The sequence below is a fragment of the Roseomonas sp. HF4 genome, assembly GCF_005222755.1.
Taxonomy (GTDB): Bacteria; Pseudomonadota; Alphaproteobacteria; order Acetobacterales; family Acetobacteraceae; genus Neoroseomonas.
Genome location: NZ_STGD01000054.1, coordinates 1 through 548, shown reverse-complemented (window position 1 = coordinate 548; position 548 = coordinate 1). Strand labels below are relative to the sequence as shown.

At 71.7% G+C, this 548-nt stretch carries 1 protein-coding gene; it reads right to left on the bottom strand.

The window, feature by feature from the left end; translation table 11 throughout:
- A partial coding sequence (locus E8M80_RS25655; protein ID WP_137128554.1) for a transposase occupies positions 1-548 on the bottom strand: 548 nt, incomplete at both ends.

Sequence of the window (548 nt, the reverse complement as noted above, 5' to 3'; positions counted from 1 at the left end):
TCGACGGCCGAGCGCACGGCCGACTTGCGCGCATTGGCCCGCCGCGTCCGTGCCGCCATCGGCCGCCCCGGCGGCTTCTTGCGGTGGATGCGCGAGACCAGGCCGCGCTCGGCCAGCCATGCCTCGTTCTTCGCCGAGCGATAGGCAGTGTCGGCCCAGACATCGGAGGCGGTGTTGTCAGCATCGACCACCTCCGCCAGCTGCGCCCCGTCATGGGCCGCGGCGTGGCTCGCGGTCCAGCCGCGGATCAGGCCGTGCCGGCGATCGATCGCGACATGGTTCTTGTACCCGAAGGCCGGCACCGCGAGATCAACCTGCGGCGCGCCATCCTCGCGCGGCTTGGCCTTGGAGAACTTCACCGTCCAGCGCGCGTCGCGATCCTTCTGGCGCAGCTTCGCGGGCTTCTCCGCCCAGCCTTCGGGTACCTGTCCGGCCTTGATCGCCGCCCGCTCCGCCTCGGTGTTGCGCTGCTTCGGCGCGGCGACGATGGTCGCATCCACGATCTGCCCGCCCATCGCCAGGTAGCCGGCGGCGCGCAGCGTGGCATC